This is a genomic window from Salinivirga sp., from assembly GCF_055145285.1.
Map to the genome: position 1 here is coordinate 94,892 of NZ_JBSRDC010000004.1, position 17,318 is coordinate 112,209.

15 protein-coding genes are annotated in these 17,318 nt (G+C 37.4%); 12 read left to right on the plus strand and 3 right to left on the minus strand.

All coding sequences use genetic code 11. The annotated features are described in order from the left end of the window. Positions 1 to 3: 3 nt before the first annotated feature. Together ACTB0Y_RS00895 and nadA are read right to left on the minus strand one after the other, a co-directional pair. Positions 4 to 1,428 carry a toxin-antitoxin system YwqK family antitoxin gene (locus ACTB0Y_RS00895; RefSeq protein WP_463204896.1) on the minus strand — a complete coding sequence of 475 codons (1,425 nt, stop codon included), beginning with the start codon at positions 1,426 to 1,428 and terminating at the stop codon, positions 4 to 6. Continuing rightward, positions 1,400 to 2,395, minus strand: coding sequence for a quinolinate synthase NadA (gene nadA / locus ACTB0Y_RS00900; protein WP_463204897.1), 996 nt, complete (start codon positions 2,393 to 2,395; stop codon positions 1,400 to 1,402). Before nadA ends, ACTB0Y_RS00895 begins: the two co-directional genes overlap by 29 nt. Positions 2,396 to 2,952: 557 nt before the next feature. Here nadA and ACTB0Y_RS00905 point away from each other — a divergent pair. From ACTB0Y_RS00905 to ACTB0Y_RS00940, 8 genes are all read left to right on the plus strand, one after another. Further along, positions 2,953 to 3,390 (plus strand): RpiB/LacA/LacB family sugar-phosphate isomerase, encoded by a 438-nt coding sequence (locus ACTB0Y_RS00905; protein ID WP_463204898.1) that lies wholly within the window; start codon positions 2,953 to 2,955, stop codon positions 3,388 to 3,390. A 6-nt stretch (positions 3,391 to 3,396) separates the two neighbouring features. After that, positions 3,397 to 3,834 (plus strand): RrF2 family transcriptional regulator, encoded by a 438-nt coding sequence (locus tag ACTB0Y_RS00910; RefSeq protein ID WP_463204899.1) that lies wholly within the window; start codon positions 3,397 to 3,399, stop codon positions 3,832 to 3,834. Positions 3,835 to 3,934: 100 nt separating this feature from the next. Beyond that, the gene (locus tag ACTB0Y_RS00915) at positions 3,935 to 4,822 is read left to right on the plus strand and encodes a nuclear transport factor 2 family protein (RefSeq protein WP_463204900.1); all 888 of its coding nucleotides are present in this window, start codon (positions 3,935 to 3,937) and stop codon (positions 4,820 to 4,822) included. Positions 4,823 to 4,898: 76 nt separating this feature from the next. Further along, on the plus strand, positions 4,899 to 6,677 hold the full coding sequence (locus ACTB0Y_RS00920) for an Ig-like domain-containing protein (RefSeq protein ID WP_463204901.1): 1,779 nt from the start codon (positions 4,899 to 4,901) through the stop codon (positions 6,675 to 6,677). Positions 6,678 to 6,702: 25 nt separating this feature from the next. Next, complete coding sequence (locus tag ACTB0Y_RS00925) at positions 6,703 to 7,740, plus strand: hypothetical protein (protein ID WP_463204902.1); 1,038 nt, start codon at positions 6,703 to 6,705, stop codon at positions 7,738 to 7,740. Positions 7,741 to 7,845: 105 nt separating this feature from the next. Continuing rightward, a complete protein-coding gene (locus tag ACTB0Y_RS00930) occupies positions 7,846 to 8,613 on the plus strand; it encodes a polyprenol monophosphomannose synthase (protein ID WP_463204903.1) in 768 nt (255 codons plus the stop codon). Positions 8,614 to 8,667: 54 nt separating this feature from the next. After that, complete coding sequence (locus tag ACTB0Y_RS00935) at positions 8,668 to 10,029, plus strand: dihydroorotase (RefSeq protein ID WP_463204904.1); 1,362 nt, start codon at positions 8,668 to 8,670, stop codon at positions 10,027 to 10,029. After that, entirely contained in the window at positions 10,010 to 10,951 is a 942-nt protein-coding gene (locus tag ACTB0Y_RS00940; protein WP_463204905.1) for an NAD(P)-dependent oxidoreductase, read from the plus strand. The genes ACTB0Y_RS00935 and ACTB0Y_RS00940 overlap by 20 nt, the downstream gene beginning before the upstream one ends. Positions 10,952 to 10,974: 23 nt before the next feature. On the opposite strand, the gene ACTB0Y_RS00945 is transcribed toward ACTB0Y_RS00940, so the two are convergent. Continuing rightward, on the minus strand, positions 10,975 to 12,225 hold the full coding sequence (locus ACTB0Y_RS00945) for an aspartate kinase (RefSeq protein WP_463204906.1): 1,251 nt from the start codon (positions 12,223 to 12,225) through the stop codon (positions 10,975 to 10,977). A 277-nt stretch (positions 12,226 to 12,502) separates the two neighbouring features. On the opposite strand from ACTB0Y_RS00945, the gene fbp reads away from it, so the two are divergent. The 4 genes from fbp to ACTB0Y_RS00965 all read left to right on the plus strand — a co-directional run bounded on the left by fbp (position 12,503) and on the right by ACTB0Y_RS00965 (position 17,274). Continuing rightward, entirely contained in the window at positions 12,503 to 13,513 is a 1,011-nt protein-coding gene (fbp, locus tag ACTB0Y_RS00950; protein ID WP_463204907.1) for a class 1 fructose-bisphosphatase, read from the plus strand. A 53-nt stretch (positions 13,514 to 13,566) separates the two neighbouring features. Beyond that, entirely contained in the window at positions 13,567 to 14,826 is a 1,260-nt protein-coding gene (locus ACTB0Y_RS00955) for a hypothetical protein (protein ID WP_463204908.1), read from the plus strand. 96 nt (positions 14,827 to 14,922) lie between these two features. Continuing rightward, complete coding sequence (locus tag ACTB0Y_RS00960; protein ID WP_463204909.1) at positions 14,923 to 16,101, plus strand: MalY/PatB family protein; 1,179 nt, start codon at positions 14,923 to 14,925, stop codon at positions 16,099 to 16,101. A gap of 120 nt (positions 16,102 to 16,221) precedes the next feature. Then, complete coding sequence (locus ACTB0Y_RS00965) at positions 16,222 to 17,274, plus strand: extracellular catalytic domain type 1 short-chain-length polyhydroxyalkanoate depolymerase (protein ID WP_463204910.1); 1,053 nt, start codon at positions 16,222 to 16,224, stop codon at positions 17,272 to 17,274. Positions 17,275 to 17,318: the final 44 nt, after the last annotated feature.

Here is a 17,318-nt window from a genome sequence, read left to right on the forward strand (position 1 = left end):
GTATCAAGGTTTAAAAAATATAGATTCGCCCTTTTTATATGTTTTTACTTTATAAAGTATGCCTTCGCGGTCATAAAATTGCCAATGGCCGAAAGGCTGTCCAAATTTATAAAACTCTATTCGTCTTTTAATACCAGTGGGGTAATAAAAAATAAATTTATCGTGAGCTTTACCTCTAATGTAATTCCCTTGAAATGCTTTTACACCATTTTCATAGTTTCCTATCCACATGCCATCTGGTTCTCCATCAAAATAAGAACCTTCGAAAATAATTGAGCCTCTTCTTTCTATCCAGTGCTCTTGTTTAAGATTGTTGATATATATACCTTTTTGTAGAACATTCCCGTAGGCATCGTAGCTAACATAAAGGCCATCCTTATTGCCGTTTCTATAATTTTCTACTCGTAGCGTATCTCCATTTTTATAAAACCAAACCCATTGTCCGTGTAGTTTACCGAACCTATACTGTCCTTGCTGTTCTACGTCCTGCCCATTTTTGTAATAAAAAGTCCAGGTGCCATGCCGTAAATTATTTCTATAAGAACCATTATATCGCCTATTACCATTTAGAAAGTATCCGGTTACCTGTCCATGAATTTTGTAATTTTTAACCTGACCTTTTTCTATTTTTCTACTTAAACTATCATACAAAATATACTTTACAGGTTTACCTTCCTTATTGAAACTGACATGTCTTCCTACAGGTTTGCCCTGTATAAATTGTCCTTCAAAAAGAGAGTCCTTTGGGGTTGTATTAAGGCCTTCAATTGTATATTTTACTCGTTTTTCATCAGCCCTGTTTTCTTTCACAGAGACCGGTTTACCTTTAATGTATTGTGTCTCTTGCTGCAGTTTAAACTGGTCGTTTACTTTAATCCATGTACCGGTTTTGATACTATCTTTAATTTGGTTAACCTTTTGGAATGAAACAGGTCTATTGTTTCGATACTCCGTAATTTGCAGCGGTTTCTTATTTTTTGTAAATTTTATACTATATCCGCTTTTTTCTCCTTCTTCGAAATGGGTAACAGATTTTACATTACCAGTCGGATAATAGGTAAACTCTTTGTCATGTAAAACACCATCGATATATAATTTTTTTTGAAAAAGGTAATGACCGTAATCGTCATGGATTTTATAAATGTATGTATAACCGTTCTTTATGCCTTTAGAATACTGAATTTTCATTTTAACTTGTCCTGAAGCAAAATAAAAAGACCAGGTACTATCGAGTTTACCATAAAACCGTTTACCGACGGATTTTAAATTTCCATTGGGATAAAAATTTTTCCATAGACCATGTGGTTGGTCTTCTATAAAAAAGCCTTTTGCTGAAACAGTGCTATCTCCGTAGTAATAAGTTACTGGTTTTTGTCCATCGAGGTTTAAAAATGAAAGACTAAAGACCAAGCTTATTACTAATTTCAAGCATTTTTTCAATAGGTTTGGCAGCTTTTTTTCGTAATTCATCATCTAATGTAATTTCAGGCACTTCATATTTCATGGCCAAATAAATCTTTCTCAGTGTATTCATTTTCATGAAATTACAATCATTACAAGCACAAGTACTATCTTCCGGGGGTGCAGGAATAAAATGTTTATCAGGGGAGAATTTTCGCATTTGATGCAAAATTCCGGATTCGGTAGCAACAATGTATTGTTGTCCACTATCATTTTTGGTGAAGTTTAATAGCGAACTTGTACTGCCAACATGATCGGCCATAATTAATAAATCACTCTGACATTCCGGGTGTGCAATTATTTGTGCATTGGGGTATTGTTGCTTGAGTTCTACAATACGGGGAATGCTAAACTCTTTGTGAACATGGCAAGCACCCTCCCATAAAAGCATATTACGTCCGGTTATCTTGTTAATATAATTGCCCAGGTTTTTGTCTGGTGCAAAAATTAATTTAGCATCTTTTGGAAAACTATTTACAATATGCTTTGCGTTTGAACTGGTGCAACATATATCAGTAAGTGCCTTAACCTCAGTTGAACTATTGATATAGGTAATAACTGTATGTTCAGGATAAGCATTGACAAACTTTTCAAATTCATCGGCTGGAGCACTATCAGCTAATGAGCATCCGGCATTAAGGTCGGGCAGGACAACTTTTTTTGTGGGATTAACAAGTTTAGCTGTTTCTGCCATAAAATGCACCCCTGCAAAAACAATTAAATCGGCATCTGTTTTAGAAGCTTCTTGTGCCAGAGCAAGGCTATCTCCTAAAATATCCGATATTTCCTGTATATCGTCTGTTTGATAGTAATGCCCCAAAATTATGGCATTTTTTTCGGCTTTAAGCTTGTTTATTTCTTCCTTTAGATTCAAATTGTCGGGCAAATCGATATCAAGGAAGCCCTTCTTTTTTATTTCATTATTGATATCCATAAAAATTTTTCTCTATGATGATATTAATATGCGGTTAATAAGTGTATAAAATTTCTACAAAAAGTTTGCAAATTACGTAATAAACATTCTCAAAATAATAGTCAACAGCAATGTTAATTACAAAGAGCTAAAAATCAAACATGATTTATAGATATTAACAATTGTTGACAAAAGTAAGGCTTAAAATAAATTTTTAATCAAGAAAGCAAATAATGTTCATTTGGGTGTTGATAAATGAAGAAATGAATCTAAAAAATTAATTTGCTTTTTATTTATTATGATGTCTTATCCAACTTTTTCAAAAATCAAAACATGTTTTTGAGAATTAAGCCCAAAAATATTCAACAATTATAAACAATTTACTTTTTATATTACATACTGTATTACAATTATTTATGTTCAATATACTATTGATCACATTGATTTACATTAAATTAACAGCAGTTGAAAAAAAAATATTGCTAAACGTTTGCTTTTTATAGAAAACCATCTAATAGCACAGTTATTTTTACTACTTTTGTAGTTAATTCATTTTATTTTAACAAGTTTCATTATTTATGTCGAAGAAAATATTATTAGCATCAGATCACGCAGGATTTCCAATGAAGAGCCATTTATATCATTGGTTATTAAAAAAAGGATATGAAGTAAAAGATTTGGGTACGGACGGAGAAGAAAGTGTAGATTACCCTGATTTTGGACATAAACTGGGTGCAATTATAGACGAAAGCGATGAATATATTGGACTGGCTTTATGTGGCAGCGCAAATGGCATGAATATGTCGATCAGTAAACATTCCAAAACCCGCAGCGCTGTGTGCTGGAATACGGAAATTGCATATCTTGCGCGGTTACACAATAACGCCAACGTATGTGTGATGCCGGGTCGCTACGTTACACAAAATCAAGCCGAAGAAATAGCAGAAAAATTTCTTGGTACTGAATTCGAAGGAGGCCGGCACGAAAAAAGAGTAAATAAAATACCACTTAAATAAAAAATTATGCTTTCAAATACATGTAAGTACGGTATTCGTGCTATTATTTACCTGGCTCTGGAAAATAGTGACAAAAAAGTTGGCATTAAACAGATTGCAGAGGATCTGGATATACCAAGCCCATTTTTAAGTAAAATACTGCAACTTTTAGCAAAAAATAAAATTCTCACTTCAACAAAAGGCCCTCATGGAGGCTTTGGAATAGGAAAGCGTGCCGAAGAAATATCATTAATGGACGTTGTAAAAGTTATTGATGGTATGGATTTTTTCGAAACATGCCTTATTGGAATGAAAAGCTGTACCGATCCTGAGGCCTCAGTTAAGTGTCCAATACACAAACAGTATGAACCCATCAGACAACAAACCAGGGAATTATTTGACAATACTTCTATAGCACAATTGGCAGAATCAATAAAACTTTCAGGAGGGGAAATAAGAATTTAACGTAAAATTCATGTAGTTTTTTTGCATAATAAAAGGCCAATTACGTTATTGAATTATACAACCATAGAGTTTATTTTCAGAATTCAATAATATATAATCCGTGAAAGCTAAAACAGCGTTTCTTTTTTTACTACTTAGTATTCAGATATATGCTCAGGATAAACCCCGTACTGAGGTTAAAACTGTTGTTGATAATTTCATTCAGGCGCTCAATCAAAAAGATACCGAGACACTACTGAAGGTTATGGACCGTAATATTGGGTTTATGACTGTTTTTTTCGATGGTACCAAGAGCATTCTGGCAGCTGAAAGTGTTGAAATGTTTATAGATAATATCGAGAACACAAAACCAGGCACCATTGAAGAACAACTTTTAAACTATAAAATTACAGCTTCAGAAGTCCTGGCCACCGTGTGGAGTGAATATAATTTTTATGTAGATGGTAAGCTACATCATTGCGGAGAAAATGCTTTCCAACTTTATAAATCGCCAAAAGGCTGGAAAATTATTCAAATTACAGACACCCGTTACAATGAAACAACTTGCAACAAAACACACACAGCTGACAAATATGAACGAAAAGCATCGCTCATAAAATTTATAGATAATTGGCACCTTGCCGCATCTAACGGCGAAATTGAAGCTTATTTTAATGCACTTGGTGATGATGCCGTTTACATAGGCACAGACCCGGATGAATACTGGACTAAATCTCAGTTTAAAGAGTGGGCAAAATCATATTTTGACGAGGGCAAAGCCTGGAATTTTGAGACTATTAAGCGCGATATATTTTTTACTGACGATGAAGACATTGCATGGTTTAATGAAAAGCTAAATACAAGTATGGGAGCATGCCATGCTACTGGTGTTGCTGAATATACAAGAAACGGATGGAAAATTAAATACTATCAATTATCCGTTACTGTTCCCAATGAATTACTGGAGCAGTTTATTAAACTCAAAAAAGAGGTAAAAATAAGCGAATAAAAAGTTCGTTTTTCTATCAACATGCGGGCACTTTCGAAAACTTTATGTTTTTTTGTGGTTGTAAATATTTCATAGTATGAAGCGATTGTTTATTTATTTTGTTTTTTATGCTTTTATTGTGCTACTGTACAGTTGCGCAAAAGAAGCATCTCCAACAGGAGGGCCAAGAGATTTTACCCCACCGGTAGTAGTCGAAGAAAAACCACCGAATTATACCACCAATTTTTCTGAACGGAAAATTAAGATTTATTTTAATGAATTCGTGAAACTCGAGAACTTACGCGAAGAATTGTTGATATCTCCTCCTTTTAAAGAAATACCAAAGATGGTGATAAAAGGAAAAAAAATAGTTATCAATTTACCGGATTCGTTACCCCAGAATAAAACAACAAACATGAACTTTTATAATGCTATCGCAGATGTAAATGAATCCAATGTTTTAAAAAATTATCAGTACGTATTTTCCACTTCTTCTGAAATAGATACCAGCTTTATCGATGGTCGGCTAATTGATGCCGAAACTGGCAAGCCGCTTGCGAACGAACTAATATATATGTATGAATCTTTTAGCGATTCTGTGGTCAGCAAAAAATTGCCGGATTACATTGCCCGAACAAATGAGCATGGCATATTTGTGGTCAATAACCTGGGCAAAGGCCCCTATAAAATATTTGCCCTAAAAGACCGCAATAGAAACAATTTGTACGATCAACCCGCAGAAGGAACAGCTTTTTTAAATGATTCGGTAAGACCTGCAGTTGAGTGGACAACCATAAAAGATACCATTAAGCTTATCGACAGCATTTTAATTGAAAAAGCCGACACAACCTACCGCGATTCTGTTTATGAACGCGACGTGCAAGTAAGTATGTTAAAACCTTTTCAATTAAGGTTATTTGTAAAAGATTATAAAAAGCACTATTTAACTTACTCGGGTAGGCCCAGGAAAGGACTAATACCCTTGAGTTTTAACAGGTCAATTGCTAACCTTGATTACAATGTGGAATTATTAACACCCAAGCCGTCTGAAGATAGTTGGTTTATCGAAGAAAAAATTGCGAACGATTCCCTGCTGCTCTGGATAAAAGATTCTGTAATTTATCAATCAGACTCTATCCGGGCGGCTATTACCTACCCTTTTTCAGATTCTGCCGGGGAAATAACACCCAAAACCGATACAGTTTACCTGAACTATGATTTTACTGAACTAAACCGGGCAGATACCTTATTAACCATAAAAGGAAACCTCCGTAAAAACAAGCTCGATATCGACTCATCGTTGATTATTACTTTTTCAGAACCCCTGGAAGAAATAAATAAGTCGAAAATACAGCTCCTGGTAAAACTCGATACAGTTTATAGTCCATACGAATTCAATATTGAGCTTTTACCATCATTGCGCAAAGCCAAAGTAAATTTCAAGCAGGATTTATATGGTAAATATAAATTAATAATGGACAGTGCTGCTTTTTCCGGTATTCAATCCAACACCAATGATTCTTCGGTAATTAATTATAAATATTACGAAAAGGCAGATTATGGAAATCTTATCCTGAATGTGGATACCATCCCCGAGAAAGCTATATTTTTTCTTTACACAGACAATGAGGAGTTATTTGCCCAAAAAAGTAATATTACGCAAAGTCCAGTTGAGTTTAATCAATTGCCACCGGGAGATTATCAGGTACGGGTACTTATTGATTCTAATGAAAATGGCAGATGGGATACCGGAGATTATTATAAAAACCAATACCCGGAACTGGTTATTGCCCTGCCTGCAAAACTAATTGTTAAGGCCAACTGGGACACAGAACAAAATTGGGACCTGGGTAAATCCCTGCAATTATATAAATAGTTTTCAAGCATAATTTTGCTGCAAAATGAACAAGCATGCACAAAAAACCATTCTTGTGGCCCCGCTTGACTGGGGGTTTGGTCATGCAACACGAATGATTCCACTGGTGAGGTTATTGTCTGAAGAATATAATGTGGTTGTGGCCGCACCAAAAAAAATTCAACATTTTTTCGACGATGAAGCAGTAAAAGTGGTGCTTTTTCCGGGATATAACATTCGTTATTACCGTTTACCCCTAACCATTTCTTTGGTGATTCAGGCACCTAAAATAATTTTTCGAGCATTGCTTACTGTATATAAAACCAGACGGTTGGTAAAACAGCTTAATCCTGAGATTATTATTGCAGATAATCGACCATTTGTAAAAAGTAAAATAGCAAAATCGGTTTACATTACCCATCAGCTTACATTGCTTCATGGAAATAAAAATATTCAGAAAATATTGAATTATACACACAGATTTTTAATAAACAGGTTCGATGCCTGCTGGATTCCCGACAGCACGGATTCGTTTTTTGCCGGAGATTTATCCCAGGGGAAATTAAAAACACAAAAGTATTTTATTGGAGCACTTTCAAGGTTTGTATACACAAAAACATCAACCCCATCATCGTTTAAAACCGTATGTATTTTGAGTGGTCCGTTGCCAAATCGTACGCTATGGGCAAATCAGATAAAAAAACAACTGCAAAAACAAAAAAGCAGTTTAATTATTGGCGCTATACCGGGTAAAGACCAATTTATAAAAGAAGGAGAAATAACGTTGGCATCCCACTTAAATGATGAGCTATTTCAAGCTGTTTTGATAGGCGCAGAAAAAATATTTTCACGTAGTGGTTATACCACCATTATGGACCTTTACCGGTTAAGGAAAAATGCCTTTTTGTATCCTACGCCAGGCCAGCAGGAGCAGGAATATTTGGCTCAGCATCATCATGGAAAGTATTTTTTTAACTGTAAATTACCTAATAAAGAAACCCTTACTTTCGATACCATTCCGGATGCAAAAGGAGACAAATTTTGCAAAAAAGAACATATTTTAAAGCTGATAAAGAAATTGTAACACTCATAAAAGGAAAAATCTCTTTGTGAGGAGCTTTGCACAAAAATATCCCCGATTCAATAAAATAAATTTTTATCTTCGCTGTTTGTAAACAATAAAAAACCAATGCTTGTGAATAAAGCCGTAGTAATAATTCCAACATACAACGAAAAAGAGAACGTTGCACGTATAATTGATGCCGTTTTCAATCTAAATCAGGGCTATCATGTACTCATTATTGATGATAATTCTCCCGATGGAACAGCCCAAATTGTTAAAGACAAGCAGCCTGCAGTTGAAGGGAAACTGCATATTGTAGAACGCAAAGGAAAGCTTGGCCTTGGAACGGCGTATATTAAAGGTTTTGAGTGGAGCCTGGAACATGAATACGACTATGTATTTGAGATGGACGCAGATTTTTCGCACAATCCCGCTGATTTACCACGGCTCCTTGAAGCTTGTGAAAAAGGTGCCGATGTTGCGGTTGGTTCAAGATACGTCTCGGGTGTTAATGTTGTTAACTGGCCCATAGGCCGTGTGCTGATGTCGTATTTTGCCTCCAAATATGTTCGCATGGTCACGGGTCTTAAAATTGCAGATACAACCGCAGGTTTTAAATGCTATTCTCGTAAGGTTTTAGAAGCCATTAATTTCGACCAAATTCGTTTTAAAGGTTATGCTTTTCAAATTGAAATGAAATTTACCGCGTGGCAATTGGGATTCAACGTTGTGGAAGTACCTATTGTTTTTACTGATAGAACCGAAGGAACATCAAAAATGAGCGGTGGTATTTTCAATGAAGCAGTTTGGGGCGTTTTATCAATGAAACTTCGTAGTATTTTTCATAGCACCAAAAAAAAGCATCAAAAACCAACAAAAGAAGCATCTGAATAATCAAGTTATTTTTGGGTAATTATTATTCGTCATGTATATTTAAAATAAAAAGGGATGAATAAAATATTGATTACTAATGCTACAATAATCAATGAGGGGAGACAGTTTTCCGGGAGTGTTTTAATTGAAGATAATTTCATTAAAAAAGTATATGAGGAGCCTTTTCCACATACCGATGAGCAAACTTACGATGCAAAAGGAAAATGGCTGATTCCGGGAGTAATTGATGATCAGGTGCATTTTCGTGAACCTGGTTTAACTCATAAAGCAACCATCGCTTCAGAGTCGAAGGCAGCAGTTGCCGGAGGTGTTACTTCTTTTATGGAAATGCCAAATACCAATCCCCAAACAACCTCTTTTGAAGCATTAGAAGAAAAAATTGGAAATGCCAATGCCGTGTCTCCGGCTAATTTCTCGTTTTATTTTGGTGCAACAAACGATAATGCACATTTGCTGAAGAAAATTAACCCGGCTAAAACTTGTGGCGTAAAGGTATTTATGGGTTCTTCCACAGGTAACATGCTTGTGGATAACGACAAAGTGCTGGAACAAATATTCAGAGAAAGTCCGGTTTTAATTACTGCACACTGCGAGGACGAATATACCATCAAAGAAAACATGAAGGTGGCTACAGAAAAGTATGGAGAAAATATTCCTTTCTCGATGCATCCTATAATACGCAGCGCCGAAGCTTGTTATTTATCGAGCTCTAAAGCCGTAGAGTTAGCCAATAAAACAGGAGCAAGGCTCCATATTTTGCATTTAAGCACAGCTAAAGAGATGTCTCTTTTTGCATCAGGGCATGTGTGCGACAAAAAAATAACCGCCGAGGGCTGCGTGCATCACCTGTGGTTTGACGAAAGCCAGTATGATGAAAAAGGCAGCCTGATAAAGTGGAACCCGGCTATTAAATCGGCTGAGGATAAAGAGGCACTGCGGGAGGCCTTGCGCACGAACCGTATAGATGTGGTGGCAACAGACCATGCCCCGCACACCTACGATGAAAAAATGAACTCGTATACCAAAGCACCTTCAGGCGGACCATTAGTGCAGCATTCCTTAGTAACAATGCTGGAAATGGCCCATGAAGGCATTTTTACGACAGAGTTGGTAGTCGAAAAAATGTGTCACAATCCGGCCCGCCTTTTCCAGGTGAACAGAAGAGGGTTTATTCGCGAAGGATTTTATGCCGATCTCGTACTTATTGACCCTGAAAAGCCATGGGAAGTCACAAAACAAAACATACTCTACAAATGTGGGTGGTCGCCGTTTGAAGGACAAACATTCCGCTCAGCCGTTACCCATACCTGGGTCAATGGATCACTGGTCTACGAAGAAGGGAAAGTACATGAAATGGCTGCCGGAATGCCGTTGGAATTTAACAGAGACCAAAACAATGAAAGTTCTATTTGCTGATACTACACATCCTGCATTACCCGAATTGCTTGCTGAGGCCGGCTTTATTGTTGAAGAAAACCGTTGCAAATCAAAACAAGAATGCCTGGCTATTATTAATCAGTACGATGGCATCATTATTCGCAGTAAATTTATTATTGATGAGGAGTTTCTGCAAAAGGCCCCAAAACTAAAATTTATCGGTCGCGTGGGCGCAGGCATGGAGAATATTGATGTGAAAGCTGCTGAAAGCCGGGGAATAAAATGTTTCAATAGCCCTGAAGGCAACCGTAATGCTGTGGCAGAACATGCTTTGGGTATGCTGCTGGCCCTCCAAAATAATCTTATCAGGGCCAACGCCGAAGTAAACCGGGGTATGTGGCGTAGAGAAGAAAACCGCGGAACAGAGCTCAAAGGTAAAACCATCGGTATTATTGGTTTTGGTAATACCGGCAGCACTTTTGCCAAAAAACTCAGCGCTATGGAAATGCGAATTCTGGCTTATGATAAGTATAAAAGCAATTATGCTCCGAATTATGTGCACGAAACAGATATGCAAACATTATTTCAAGAATGTGATATCGTGAGTTTCCATGTTCCTCTCACAGATGAAACCCATTACATGGCTAACGCCGATTTTTTCAATGCTTTTCGCAAACCTGTTGTTTTAATAAATACTGCCCGGGGAAAAATTGTTAGCACCCGCGACCTTATGGCTGCCATGAAGCACGATAGCGTAACCGGCGCCTGCCTCGATGTGCTGGAATACGAAGCTGTTTCTTTTGAACATTTGCATAAAAAATCCCTACCCGAAGCGTTCCGTTATTTGAGTGAAAGCGACAAAGTGGTATTATCGCCTCACATAGCAGGTTGGACACATGAGTCGAATATTAAACTTTCTTCAGTATTGGCCGATAAAATTATTGATGCTTTTGCACAGTAAGCATGCACGGCTTATTGAACACATTAATTTTTCATAAAACGAACTATTTGTGCTGTTTTTCGGGTTTTTTGTTCAATCAGCACATCATTATCGTTTAAAATTCGCCTCAGGCTTTCATCATTGTAATTTCTGATGGTAATAATTTCTACTTTAGCATTAAATCGCACATGGTAATCCGATTGTAATTCAGCAATGAATGGATCGAACATGTTTTCTATCTGATCAATACATACCGTAAAACTGGCTGCCGACATTTGGGCCAATTGTACACTGATATGCATGTTGGCCATCAATTTAAAAATATGACTAATATCGGTTTCTGCGACAAACTCCGGAGTTTTGGGACGTATGCTAATTAAAGCCTGTTGCTGTTTTCTGATATATACTGGCAGGGTGTTTTGAGTATCATCTATATCACCAATAACAGAGCCCGCTACTTCAGGTTCAAGGAAAGAATTTACATAAAGAGGTATCTTGTTTTGCTGCAGAGGTTTGATGGTTTTAGGGTGAATAACTTTTGCTCCGTAGTATGTTAACTCAATTGCTTCCTGATAGGAGAGAGCATCTATTTTTTGTGCATCATTCATCCAGGCAGGGTCGGCATTCATAATGCCTGGCACATCTTTCCACACTACAAGCTTTTGGGCATTGCAGGCGCTGGCCAGCAAAGCAGCAGAATAGTCACTTCCCTCACGCCCCAGGGTGGTAGTCTGATTATTGGTGGAGCCGGCAATGAAACCCTGTGTAAGGTAAATTTTGTAATTTTCAAAAGTAAATCGTTCCAGTGCAAATCGCTTGGTGAGGTTCCAAATTACGCCGGCTTGCTTAAAGTTACGGTCTGTTTTTATTACCGATCTCACATCAATATAATGCGCTTTTGTATTTAAAATATTAAAATATGAGGCAATAATTTTTGTAGAAAGTAATTCACCAATAGATACAATCTGGTCATATTCGTAATTATAATCTAAAGAAGGCGTTTCTCTGAGCTTTTGCCACAAATCTTCATATATGCTGTTCAAATTATTAGGAACATGCTGTTCGAATAAGTCCGAAATAATTTTTTGATGGTAATCAATTAATTCTTGTAATTGGTCTTCAAAGTCTTTCCCGTCGAACCATAAGCGGGCAATGTTTTCTAAACGGTTGGTGGTTTTTCCCATTGCCGACACCACAATAATTAAATTATCGTCACATTGCTTTACAATTTTCACCATTTCTTTTATAGACCCGGCATCTTTTAACGATGCACCACCAAATTTATATACCAACATAGGGTTACTATTTTTTGTTATACAAACAGCTCAATCTGTTTTTCTGCACAAATACTAAAAAATTTGTAAGTTTGTAATATAAGGCAATAATTGATAATCACCAATTGGTTTTTCGAGGATTTGCCTGTTTTTTTTAAAATTTTTCGCAAACGTTTGCGGTGTTTTGGACTGGCAATCAATATGTTGATAAAACAGCATTGAAAATGACCAAATTAACCATAAAACATCAATGATATTTGCTTGTTTCACAGTTGCTAAAAGCTTAAAAAATAATGTTATGAAGGAATATTTAGGCATTACCCTCAATGAATTTATCATTCGCCGCCAATCAGATTTTAAATACGCTACCGGTGAGCTGTCGAGATTATTGAGTCACATTGGTGTGGCAGCAAAAATTGTCAATCGTGAGGTCAATAAAGCCGGGTTGGTAGATATTTTGGGCGAAGTAGGAACTGTAAACACACAGGGAGAAGCTCAGCAAAAACTCGATGTTTATGCCGACTCCCAATTTATTCATGCCCTGCGTGCCTCTGGAGAGGTTTGCGGTATGGCTTCAGAGGAAGACGATAATATTGTAACTTTCGACAACGTGTTGTCAAACGACGGAAAATATATCGTCTGTATCGATCCTTTAGATGGGAGCTCAAACATAGATGTCAACGTGTCTATTGGAACCATTTTTTCTATTTATCGTCGTATTTCAGAACGTGGGCACAAAGCAGTAGATAAAGATTTTTTACAAGAGGGTTTAAAGCAAGTGGCCGGAGGTTATATTATTTATGGATCATCTACAATGTTGGTTTATACTACAGGCCGGGGAGTTAACGGCTTTACACTCGATCCCTCTATCGGAGAATTTTGTCTTTCTCATGCTGAAATTCGTACACCGGAAAGCGGCGCCATTTATTCTATCAATGAAGGCTATTATGTTAAATTTGAAGATGCCATCAAAAAATATATTAAGTACACACAAGAAGCTGACAAACAAACCAATCGGCCATATAAAGCTCGCTATATTGGTTCGCTTGTGGCAGATTTTCACCGAAACCTGTTAAAAGGTGGTATTTATATTTATCCTGCCACAGCAGATGCCCCTAATGGAAAATTGAGACTGCTTTACGAGGCCAATCCGTTAGCATTCGTGGTTGAGCAGGCCGGAGGCATGGCTGTAAATGGCAAAGATCGCATACTTGACATGAAACCTCAGGATCTGCATCAGCGTACACCATTGATCATTGGATCTACAAATATGGTCAATAAAGTCATGGAGTTTATTGAAAATAAGTAAATTTGTTCCGAGGTCGACCAGAATTTTGCTGGTAAAATTTAAAATAGCTATTTATGCGAAATACATCGTTTGTTTTCAGAAAGGCATGTTTAATCATGTTTTTAATTGGCACACAAGCTTTTTATGCTACAGCACAAACCGGCATTTTTTATTATCCCAATCCAGCCGAAAATTATGTAAACAATAAGCTTCTGGCATTAACAGAAGCACCCAACCAGGAAATTTATTTGCTTGGGAAGCTATCAAATGCTTCATACGAAAAATCCATACCGTATTTTTGCCGGGTCGACAAGAGAGGAAACCTGCTTGTTGAAAACGCGCTCACAAAACATCAAATCTACGATCTGAGTGCTTTATTTATTTTAAATAACCAAAGAGTAGAAGCTTTTGGCAGTCGTCGACAGGGACCCATTTTTGCTCCCTGGATGGTTACTTTAAATAGTAAAGGCGATATCGTTAAAGAAAAAAGTGATTATGTGGTTTACTCTACCATCATGAACGATGTAACTGATATTGACGGCAAAAACCTCATGATAGCTGAAACAAAAGTTGATAATAATAAACTTTACAATATTAATTTGGTAAAACTCGATGCCGAAAAGGATGAGACACTCTGGTCAAAGCGCATTGAATCGAACCAAAATGAAGAAGCTTCGACCGTTATTACGCTAAAAGATGGTAATTTGCTTGTTTTGGGGAAAAAATACAGCAGTGATCTTTCAGACTATTCCCCGGTGCTCTATAAAGTAAATCCCTCAGGAAAACCACTTTGGCGTGTGGGTATTCCCGTACCCGATAATTTTTATGCGCAGGACATTGCCGAAGACAGCAAGGGTAACCTCATTTATATGTGCAGTTACAGTAAAGAATATATGGGAACCAACGAGACCCGCGTCATTAAATTAAATAGTCAAGGCCAAAAAAAGAGCTACAATGTAATTTTGGATATTAGTTCCAATGGGTTGGTAATGAAACCTGAAGATAAGTTTGTTTTGTATGGTTCCAACATAAAAGTTCATAATAAACGACCCATTACTAAAGGTAAGTATGTGGTTATTGGCAGTGATTTACAGCCATTGCATGAACATGAATTATCAAAAACAGACAAGCCAGACAGCCAAATGCCCGAAGATGTAGCTGAAAACTTACCAACCACAAGCGATCTTACCTCAGGGATTTTGTTGAGAGATGGGCGCGTTGCATTGGCAGGGCGAATTTACATGCCATCAAATCCGTCTCAGGCTAACCCTTATGGAAACGACCGTAACAATTTCGCTTTGATGATGATTTTAGATGATACAGGCAGGTTTTAATAAAAATAAGAAAAATAATAAATTGAAAATGCCTGCTCGTATTGCGAATAGGCATTTTCATTTTACAATAGTTAAATCGATATAAAACAGTTATCTATGGTTAAGTATGATTTTGACAAACCCGTTGACCGGTCAGGGACAAGTTGTATTAAGTACGATGCACGCGAAAGAATTTTTGGACAGGACGATGTGTTACCTTTATGGGTAGCCGATATGGATTTTGAAGTTGCTCCTGAAATTGCAGACGCGATTCAGGAAAGAGCAAAACATAAAATTTATGGCTATACCATGCGATGCGGCGAATATTACGATATCATCCAGGAATGGCTTCAGAGGAGGTATAATTGGTCTGTGGAAACCTCACACATTTCTTTTTCTCCAGGTGTGGTTTCTGCACTGGCAATGGCATTACTAGCATTTACAAAACCCGGAGATAAAGTAATTGTGCAGTCGCCGGTTTATTTTCCTTTTTTCACCACTATTGAGCAAAACGGACGCAGGGTGGTTAATAATCAACTTGTGGAAAGCACCAATCAATATGCCATGGATTTTGACGATTTGGAGCGGCAAATTGACAATCAAACCCGAATGATGTTCCTGAGCAATCCACATAATCCCGTTGGACGTGTATGGACCCGGGAAGAGCTCACACGTTTGGCGGAGATTGCTGAGAAACACCAAATTATAGTAGTTTCTGACGAGATACATTCCGACATTATATTTCCCGGACATGTGCATACACCCTATGCTTCAGTATCGGAATATGCAGCTCAAAATTCTGTTACTGCCATGGCGCCCAGTAAAACCTTCAACCTGGCAGGATTATCCACCAGTGTGGTTGTGATTGAAAATGAGCGCATGATGAAAGATTACAATTACATGGTGGAAAGCTTTCACATTGGCTTGACCAATCCGTTTGGCTTAGCAGCCCTAAAAACAGCTTATCAAAAGGGCGATGACTGGCTCGAAGCACTTTTAATATATTTGGAAGCCAATCGTGATTATGTGTATGAATTTATTCAAAACGAGGTGCCAGGCGTAAGTGCTGTTTTACCTGAATCAACCTTTTTAATGTGGATTGATTTCAGAGGGTTGGGATATTCCGATAAAGAGTTGCAACATCAGCTTGTGCGGCAGGCAAAGCTTGGTTTGAGCCATGGACCTATTTTCCGCAAAGGCGGTGAGGGATTTCAGCGCCTGAACTTTGGATGTCCCCGGTCGCAATTAGAAGAGGCTATGCAAAGACTCAAAAAAGTGATTCATATGAGTTTGTAATCTGTTGGATAAAAAGAGTTTATAATAAAAAAAAAGATGGTAAAAAATTTTACAGGTTTAGTAGTTTTTTTGTCAATATTTACGACAAGCTTTGGGCAACAAACAATAAACAGCTCTATAATGCATGATGATTTGGGGCGTGATTATATACTTTATATTCCTGCATCTTATACGGGTGATGTTGCTTTTCCACTGGTTTTTAATTTCCATGGCTATACCAGCAATGCTTCGGAACAAATGTATTACGGAGATTTTCGGTCTATAGCCGACACAGCGGGTTTTTTAGTTGTGCACCCCATGGGTGAACCGGATATTAATGGTCAGCCACACTGGAATGTGGGGCAGGGAGGAACAAATATTGACGATCTTGGTTTTATATCAGCTTTGATGGATACATTGCTGTTCAATTACAATATTGATGAGGAAAAAGTTTACACCACAGGTATGTCGAACGGAGGTTTTATGAGTTATTACCTGGCCTGCCATTTGAGTGAACGTTTTGCAGCAATTGCTTCGGTTACCGGCACAATGACTACCGATATGATTAACAATTGTTTTGCGACCCACCCCATGCCTGTTATGGAAATTCATGGAACAGCTGACAACACCGTACCATACAATGGTTTGGATTGGATGGAGCCCATTGATGATGTGCTGAGCCATTGGAGAAATTTTAATAATTGCAATGTTACACCGACCATTACTGATGTCCCCGACATAAATACGACAGACGGTTCTACGGTTGAACATTACGTTTATTCAGATGGAGATAATGGTGTAGCTGTTGAGCATTATAAAGTGATTGGAGGAGGACACACCTGGCCCGGAGCAGCTTACAACCCAGGCATGACGAACTATGATATAAATGCATCTCTTAAAATCTGGCAATTTTTTGCACAATATGATATCAATGGCAGTATCAATCCAACGGCACTTGATAAACCGTTAGCTTTGAAAAAAATAAAGGTTTATCCTAACCCTGCTGATACTGAAATTCATATTGAAACGGGACAATCAGGAGCCAGAAACTATCAAATATTTGATATTCAGGGAAGGCAATTACTACAAGGTCGTTTGGATGGTTCAAGTAACACCTTGAATGTTGCGCAGCTTGCTGAAGGATTGTATGTGCTTCGATTAGGAAATGCGGCTTTTAAATTTGTGAAAGGATAATATAAAACCAAATTTTTTACTTCCCGTTTTTTTGCTTTAACATT

Excerpts from the sequence above, each read along its gene's own strand:
- nadA (WP_463204897.1), bottom strand. The coding sequence starts at position 2,395 with ATGGATATCAATAATGAAATAAAAAAGAAGGGCTTCCTTGATATCGAT.
- ACTB0Y_RS00905 (WP_463204898.1), top strand. The coding sequence starts at position 2,953 with ATGTCGAAGAAAATATTATTAGCATCAGATCACGCAGGATTTCCAATG.
- ACTB0Y_RS00910 (WP_463204899.1), top strand. The coding sequence starts at position 3,397 with ATGCTTTCAAATACATGTAAGTACGGTATTCGTGCTATTATTTACCTG.
- ACTB0Y_RS00920 (WP_463204901.1), top strand. The coding sequence starts at position 4,899 with ATGAAGCGATTGTTTATTTATTTTGTTTTTTATGCTTTTATTGTGCTA.
- ACTB0Y_RS00925 (WP_463204902.1), top strand. The coding sequence starts at position 6,703 with ATGAACAAGCATGCACAAAAAACCATTCTTGTGGCCCCGCTTGACTGG.
- ACTB0Y_RS00930 (WP_463204903.1), top strand. The coding sequence starts at position 7,846 with ATGCTTGTGAATAAAGCCGTAGTAATAATTCCAACATACAACGAAAAA.
- ACTB0Y_RS00935 (WP_463204904.1), top strand. The coding sequence starts at position 8,668 with ATGAATAAAATATTGATTACTAATGCTACAATAATCAATGAGGGGAGA.
- ACTB0Y_RS00940 (WP_463204905.1), top strand. The coding sequence starts at position 10,010 with ATGAAAGTTCTATTTGCTGATACTACACATCCTGCATTACCCGAATTG.
- ACTB0Y_RS00945 (WP_463204906.1), bottom strand. The coding sequence starts at position 12,225 with ATGTTGGTATATAAATTTGGTGGTGCATCGTTAAAAGATGCCGGGTCT.
- fbp (WP_463204907.1), top strand. The coding sequence starts at position 12,503 with ATGAAGGAATATTTAGGCATTACCCTCAATGAATTTATCATTCGCCGC.
- ACTB0Y_RS00955 (WP_463204908.1), top strand. The coding sequence starts at position 13,567 with ATGCGAAATACATCGTTTGTTTTCAGAAAGGCATGTTTAATCATGTTT.
- ACTB0Y_RS00960 (WP_463204909.1), top strand. The coding sequence starts at position 14,923 with ATGGTTAAGTATGATTTTGACAAACCCGTTGACCGGTCAGGGACAAGT.
- ACTB0Y_RS00965 (WP_463204910.1), top strand. The coding sequence starts at position 16,222 with ATGCATGATGATTTGGGGCGTGATTATATACTTTATATTCCTGCATCT.